This window comes from Cellulosimicrobium funkei (assembly GCF_001019615.1).
GTDB lineage: Bacteria > Actinomycetota > Actinomycetes > Actinomycetales > Cellulomonadaceae > Cellulosimicrobium > Cellulosimicrobium cellulans_E.
This window is the reverse complement of record NZ_JNBQ01000025.1, coordinates 48,800-55,681: the sequence shown is the minus strand read 5'-3', so window position 1 is coordinate 55,681 and position 6,882 is coordinate 48,800. Positions and strand designations below refer to the sequence as shown.

The window sequence follows — 6,882 nt, the reverse complement described above, 5'->3', positions numbered from 1 at the left end:
CGCCCGTGGCACCGAAGACGACGACCAGGCGGCCCGGGGTCGTCGGGCGCAGCGCGTCGAGGGCGAGCGCCAGCGCGTCCGGGTTGTGGGCGAAGTCCACGACGACGCGCGGGCGGTGCGGCGGGCGCGAGACGAGCTCCATGCGACCGGGCACCGCCGGGGCGAGCCCGCCCGCCGCCTCGAGCGCCGCCTCCACGTCGCGCGGGTCGGTCCCCGCCTCGAGCACGAGCGCGAGGGCGAGCGCCGCGTTGGCGACGTTGAACGCGCCCGGCAGGGCCGTCGTCGTGCGCACGCTCCGGCCGTCGCGGTGCCGCAGCGTGAACGCGGAGCCGCCCGCTGCCGAGGGCTCGACGTCGTGCACGGTCCAGTCGGCGACGGGCTGCTGGTCCTCCGGGCTCCGCACGCCGACGCGCAGCGTCGCGACCGGGATGCGGGCGGCCGCGACCATGCGCTCGCCCCACGCGTCGTCGACGACGACGACGCCGCGGCGGGCGTGCTCGGGCGTGAACAGGAGCGCCTTCGCCTCGAAGTACTCCTGGAGGTCGCCGTGGAAGTCGAGGTGGTCCTGGCTGAGGTTGGTGAAGCCCACGACGTCGAACACGAGCCCGTCGACCCGGTGCAGCGCCAGCGCGTGCGACGAGACCTCCATCGCGAGGGTGCGCACGGCGTCCTCCCGCATCGCCGCGAGCAGCGCCTGGAGGTCGGCGGCCTCGGGCGTCGTGAGCCGGCTCGGCAGGACGCGGTCGCCCGACCGCATCTCCACCGTGCCGATGAGCCCGCCCTTCCAACCGAGCGCGCGCAGCGCGTGGTCGACCAGGTACGTGGTGGTGGTCTTGCCGTTCGTGCCGGTCACGCCGAACGTCGTGAGGTCCTGCGCGGGACTGCCGTAGACCCACGCGGCGACCGGTCCGAGCAGCGCGCGCGGGTCCGCGGCGACGAGCACGGGGACCCCGAGGCCCGCCTCGGCCACGAGCACGGCGCCCTGCTCGTCCGTGAGGACGGCGTGCGCCCCGCGCGCGACGGCGGCGGGCGCGAATCGCGCCCCGTGCGCGCGGGCGCCGGGGAGGGCGACGAAGAGGTCGCCGGCGTCGGCCGTCCGGTCGTCGGACGCGACGGACCACACCTCGACGCCGCCCGGTGCGGACGAGCCTCCGGGCCCGCCACCTGCGCGGACGTCGAGACCGAACCGTGCTGCCAGGTCCTCGACCGACCGACGGGTGGTCGCGGCAGGACGAAGGCGGTCGATCGGGGATGTCACGTGTAGAACCTACCGTGCCGCGACGGGCACCCTCGCAAGCAGTGGGGCCCCGGACACCGCGCGGGAGCGCGCTTCACCGGACCTTCACCGACGGCGCGCCCCGGCTCCCGCGACCTGGTGAGGTTCACCACGTCGTCGGGAGCGGCACGTACGGCTCCGTGCTCGGCTGCACGCCCTCGTGCTCGAGCGTGAAACCCATGATCTCGCTGAACACGGGCGCCGCGACCACGCCGCCGTAGATGGACGAGTGGGGGTTCTTGAGGAACACCGACACCGTGTACCGAGGGTCGTCCGCGGGGGCCACGCCGATGAACGACGCCATGATCCCCGACAACCGGCCGTCGTCCCCGGCGGCCTCCGCGGTCCCGGTCTTGCCCGCGACGCGGTAGCCGGGTACCGCCGCGCTCGACCCCGTGCCCTCCTCGACCACCGACTCCATCATGTGCAGCACCGTGTCTGCGGTCTCCTGCGAGACGACACGCACCGGAGCGGGAGGATCCGCGGGGACGAGCTCACCTCGCTCGTCCGTGGTGCCCGCGACGATGCGCGGCGTCGCGCGGACGCCCCCGTTGGCGATCGTCGAGAAGACGCTCGTCGCCTGGATGGCGTTCACCGACACGCTCTGGCCGAACAGCACGGCGTACTCGGTGCGCCCGTCCCACGCGTCGGCGGGGTGCAGGATCCCGGCGGACTCGCCCGGCAGGCCGAGGCCGGACTTCTGCCCGAAGCCGAACTTGTGCAGGTAGTCGTAGCGCACCTGCTTGGGGATCTTCTCCCCGACCTGGACGGTGCCGGTGTTCGAGGACTCGGCGAGGATCCCCGCGAGGGTGAGGCGCTGCACCGGGTGGTCGTGCGAGTCCTTGAACGTCTGCCCGTTGGGCGTGGTGTAGCGGTCGGGCACCTCGAACTGCGTGCCGGCGTCCGCGTAGCCGCCCTCGATCGCGGCGGCCATCGTGACGACCTTGCCCGTCGACCCGGGGTCGAAGACGTTCGACACCGCGCGGCTCGGCCGGGCGACGGCGTCCGTGGTCCGGTCGTTCGGGTTCACGGTACCCGAGTCCGCGAGCGCGAGGATCTCGCCCGTGCGCGTGTCCTGCACCACGGCGATCGCGTACTCCGCGCCGGTCTCGCTCACCGCGCGGTCCACGGAGTCCTGCGCCTTCCACTGCACGTCGCGCGAGACCGTGAGCTGCACGTTCCGCCCGGGCACCGCGTCCACGACGTCGCACCGGCCGGTCGGGATGACCTGACCGCCCAGCCCGGCCTCGCACTCGCGCGACCCGGAGACGCCGGCGAGGACGTCGTCGTAGGACGCCTCGACGCCGCCGCCGCCCGCCTGCTCCTCGTTGACGAACCCCACGAGGTTGCCCGCGACCGTGCCCGCCGGGTACGTCCGCTCGCTCGTCATGGTCGTGCGCACGTAGGCGGAGAGCTGGAGGTCCGCGATCTGGCGCTGCACCTCGGGCGTGACGTCCTTGGCCAGGACGACGTACCGCGACGTCCCGTTGAGCTGCGCGGCGAGCTCCGGGGAGGACTTCCCCAGGATCGGGGCGAGCAGCTTGGCCACGCCCACGGCGCCGCCCTCCTCGAGCGGCTCCCCGTCGACGAGGTCGGCGCTGCGGGGCGTGAAGTCGGCGATCGTCTTCGGGTCCGCCGCGACCGTGTACCGGTCCACGGACGTCGCGAGCACCACGCCGTCGGCGTCGGTGATGTCGCCGCGGTGGGCCAGCAGGGTCGAGCTGCGCGTGCGGTCGGCGCGCGCGTCGGCGGCGAGCGCCGGCCCGCGGAGCACCTGGACGTTGACGAGCTGGCCCACGAAGACCGCCGTGATCACGCCCGCGACCACGATGAGCCAGCGCTGGCGCCGCTCGGGTCGTCCCGGCTCCCGGGTCCCCCGGGCGGGGCGCGCTGGCGGGCGCCCGCCGCCCCTCGGCGCGCGGGGCACCGTCGTCCGGGGCGAACGGGCGGGTGCGTCCGCCGCGCGCGCGCCGGTCCCTCGCGCGGTCGCGGCGGCTCGCGTGCCGGAGCCGGCACCCGTTCCGGCGGCCCCACGAGCGGCACCGGAAGCACGACGACCTCCCGGCACGGGCCGGGAGGTCGTGGGGGTCGGACGTGACTTCTGCGAGCTCGCGACCGGTCGGGACCGGCCGGCACCTCCTGCTCCGGTCTGTCGCGTCACTGCCCGGCCTCCTCCTGCGCGCCGCCGAGGACGGTGCCGTCGGACAGCCGGACCATCGCCGGGTCCTCCGCGGGCACCATGCCGAGGGAGGCCGCGGTGTCCGGCAGCGAGGTCTTCTGGGCGGCGACCTGTGCCTCCAGGCTCTGCGTGTCCTGGGCCACTCGGCTCACCTCCCGGCGCAGCTCCGACATCTCGTAGGAGTTGCGCGCCATCGTCGTGTTCACCAGGAGAGCACACAGGAGCGCCGCACCGAGGATCGACATGCAGACGACGAGGAACGGGATCTTGGACCGCGCCTGGAGCGGCGCCCGGACGAGCTCGAGACGCGAGCGGAGCGCGCGCTCCGACGCGCCGCCCGGCAGCGCCGTGAGCGACGGGCGCGGTGCCGGGCGCGCGGTGCGCGGGAGCGGGCGGGCGGCGGTCGACCTCTGTGCGCTCATCGTGTCCTCTCCCCCGGGTCGTGCGGTCGGTCGGTCGGTCGGTGCGTCGGGCGGCGGTGCGGCGGCGTGGGCCGGGTGCGCTCGGCGCCGCGGAGCCGCACGGACGCCGAGCGCGGGTTGGACTCCCGCTCGACGGCCGACGCCTCCTCCGCGCCGCGGGTGAGGAGCCGCAGGTACGGCTGGTCCTCCTCCGGCACGACGGGCAGCCCGGGCGGGGCGCTGATCGTCGCCCCCGCGGCCAGCACGCGCTTGACGATCCGGTCCTCGAGCGAGTGGTACGACTCGACGACGAGGCGCCCGCCCACGGCGAGGACGTCCACGGCAGCCGGGACCGCGCGCTCGAGCACCTCGAGCTCGCCGTTCACCTCGATCCGCAGCGCCTGGAAGGTCCGCTTGGCCGGGTTCCCGCCCGTCGTCCGCGTCGCGGCCGGGATCGCGTCGCGCACGACCTCGACGAGCTCGGCGCTGCGCTCCCACGGGCGCTGCTCGCGGCGTCGGACGATCGCGCGGGCGACGCGCTGCGCGAACCGCTCCTCGCCGTAGTCGCGCAGGATCCGGGTGAGCGCGCGCTCGTCGTAGGTGTTGAGGACGTCGGCGGCCGTCTGTCCGGTCGACGGGTCCATGCGCATGTCGAGCGGCGCGTCGTGCGCGTAGGAGAACCCGCGGTCGGCCTCGTCGATCTGGAGCGAGGACACCCCGAGGTCCATGAGGACGCCCTGGACCGGCCCGCCGACGACGTCGGCCACGACGTCGCCGATCTCGTCGTAGACGGCGTGCACCGCGCGGAACCGGTCGCCGAACCGCTCGAGGCGGCGCGACGCGCGGGCGATGGCCTCGGGGTCGCGGTCGATGCCGACGACACGCGCCGTCGGGACCTGCTCCAGGACGGCCTCGGTGTGCCCGCCCATGCCGAGCGTGCAGTCGACGAGGACGGCGCCGGGCTCCGCGAGCGCGGGGGCGAGGAGGTCGACGCAGCGCTGGAGGAGGACCGGGACGTGCCGCTCGGCGGCGTCGTCGGGGGTGCTCGTCATGTCCGTCTCCTCTCCGTGCTGGTCGTGGCCGGTCCGTACCGTCCGGTGGTGCGCCTCGCCCGGCCGGTCCCCGTACGGTCAGGTCTCCCTCCGCGTCCTTTCTGGCGCCGGGGAAGTGCGTCAGACCGGGCGGGAGGAGGCCTCACCGTGCGGGAACCGTGGGTCGTGCCCTAGAAGCGCAGGTCAGGGAACACCTCCTCGGAGGTGTCGGAGTACGCCGACTCCTGCTCCGCGAGGTACGTCTCCCAGGCCTGCGCGTCCCAGATCTCGACCCGCGTGCCGGCGCCGATCACGGCGACGTCGCGATCGAGCCCCGCGTACGCCCGCAAGGGCGCGGGGATCGACACGCGTCCCTGCTTGTCCGGGATCTCGTCGCTCGCTCCCGACAGGAAGACGCGCAGGTAGTCCCGGGCCTGCTTGCTCGTCACCGGCGCCTGCCGGATCTGGTCGTACATGCGCCGGAACTCGTCCATCGGCAGCAGGAACAGACAGCGCTCCTGCCCCCGCGTCATGACGAGACCCGGTGCGAGCCGCGACCGGAACTTCGCGGGGAGGATGAGCCTCCCCTTGTCGTCCAGACGTGGCGTGAAGGTGCCCAGGAGCAGGCCGGAGGAACCGCCGAGCACGTCGTCCACGAAGCCGGACATGCACCTGGCACCTCCCCTCCTGCTCCCTTCTCCTCCACGGTACTCCACTTCCCTCCACCGCTCTCGGTGAATCCACGGGCTTTCACCCGCCTTCGCAGGATCTCCGCAGGTCACGCCGGGTGGAGCGGGGTGGAGGGGAGCACTCCCCATGGCGCGTCGCGACCCCGGTCCGGGGGCGCGCACGCAGCGGCCGGGGTACCGCCGGCCCTCGCGCCGGCGCTCGGCGCAGCGCCGGCGGTCCACTAGGCTCTTCCCACCCGCGGTCTCCCTGGTCCGCGGCACTGCGCCACCGACGACGGAGGTCTCCGTGCTCCCCGACATCGCCCCTGTCGCGCCCTCCGACGATCCCGGGGGCGACGCCCTGGCCGGCCTCGACGAGCTGGTCGAGACCACGGGCCGGATCCGCTCCGGCATCGAGTCCGTCGTCACGGGCCGTCCCGACCTCGTGACCGTCACCGTCGCCGTCCTCCTCGCCCAGGGCCACCTCCTCATCGAGGACGTCCCCGGCGTCGGCAAGACGACGCTCGCCAAGGCGCTGGCTCGCACGATCGACTGCAAGGTCGGCCGCATCCAGTTCACGCCGGACCTCCTGCCGAGCGACCTCACCGGCGTCAACATCTACCGTGCCGCGAACCACGAGTTCGAGTTCCGCCCGGGCCCGGTCTTCTCGAACATCGTGATCGGCGACGAGATCAACCGCGCCTCTCCCAAGACGCAGTCGGCGCTCCTCGAGTGCATGGAGGAGGGGCAGACCACGGTCGACGGGACGACCCACCCGCTGCCGAGCCCCTTCCTCGTCGTCGCGACGCAGAACCCCGTCGAGATGGAGGGCACCTATCCCTTGCCGGAGGCGCAGCGCGACCGTTTCATGGCGCGACTGACGGTCGGCTACCCGGACGTCGACGCCGAGCTCCGGATGCTCGACCGGCAGGAGTCGGACAACCCGTTGGCCCACCTCCGCCCCGTGACCACGGGCGCGGCCGTCCTGCGGTTCGCCGAGGTGGCGCGCGCCGTCTACGCGTCGACCGCCGTCAAGAGGTACGTGCTCGCCCTCGTCACCGCGACGCGCGAGCACCCGGGCCTGCGGCTCGGGGCGTCGCCCCGGACGACGCTCCAGCTCCTGCGCGCGGCGAAGTCCCTCGCGGCCATGGCGGGCCGCGACCACGTGCTCCCCGACGACGTGCAGTACCTCGCCGTCCCCGTGCTCGCGCACCGGCTCGTCATCACGACCGAGGCCCGGCTCGCGGGCCAGGACGCCGAGGCCGTCGTCGCGTCGATCGTGGCGCAGACGCCGATCCCCGCCCTGGACGCGACCGAGCGACGCTGA

6 protein-coding genes are annotated in these 6,882 nt (G+C 74.3%); 1 reads left to right on the top strand and 5 read right to left on the bottom strand.

Annotated features, from left to right (window positions below; genetic code table 11):
* The 5 genes from FB00_RS15235 to mraZ all read right to left on the bottom strand — a co-directional run.
* Nucleotides 1-1,258 (bottom strand): Mur ligase family protein (locus FB00_RS15235; RefSeq protein WP_047233770.1); only part of this gene is annotated, 1,258 nt, incomplete at its 3' end.
* A 124-nt stretch (nt 1,259-1,382) separates the two neighbouring features.
* On the bottom strand, nt 1,383-3,092 hold the full coding sequence (locus tag FB00_RS15230; RefSeq protein WP_231581880.1) for a peptidoglycan D,D-transpeptidase FtsI family protein: 1,710 nt from the start codon (nt 3,090-3,092) through the stop codon (nt 1,383-1,385).
* A 341-nt stretch (nt 3,093-3,433) separates the two neighbouring features.
* Nucleotides 3,434-3,877 carry a hypothetical protein gene (locus FB00_RS15225; RefSeq protein ID WP_047233769.1) on the bottom strand — a complete coding sequence of 148 codons (444 nt, stop codon included), beginning with the start codon at nt 3,875-3,877 and terminating at the stop codon, nt 3,434-3,436.
* Entirely contained in the window at nt 3,874-4,908 is a 1,035-nt protein-coding gene (rsmH, locus tag FB00_RS15220; RefSeq protein WP_047233768.1) for a 16S rRNA (cytosine(1402)-N(4))-methyltransferase RsmH, read from the bottom strand. The genes FB00_RS15225 and rsmH overlap by 4 nt, the downstream gene beginning before the upstream one ends.
* Before the next feature lie 170 nt (nt 4,909-5,078).
* The gene (mraZ, locus tag FB00_RS15215) at nt 5,079-5,513 is read right to left on the bottom strand and encodes a division/cell wall cluster transcriptional repressor MraZ (protein WP_047233788.1); all 435 of its coding nucleotides are present in this window, start codon (nt 5,511-5,513) and stop codon (nt 5,079-5,081) included.
* A 349-nt stretch (nt 5,514-5,862) separates the two neighbouring features.
* Here mraZ and FB00_RS15210 point away from each other — a divergent pair, with 349 nt between their 5' ends.
* Complete coding sequence (locus FB00_RS15210) at nt 5,863-6,882, top strand: AAA family ATPase (RefSeq protein ID WP_369799747.1); 1,020 nt, start codon at nt 5,863-5,865, stop codon at nt 6,880-6,882.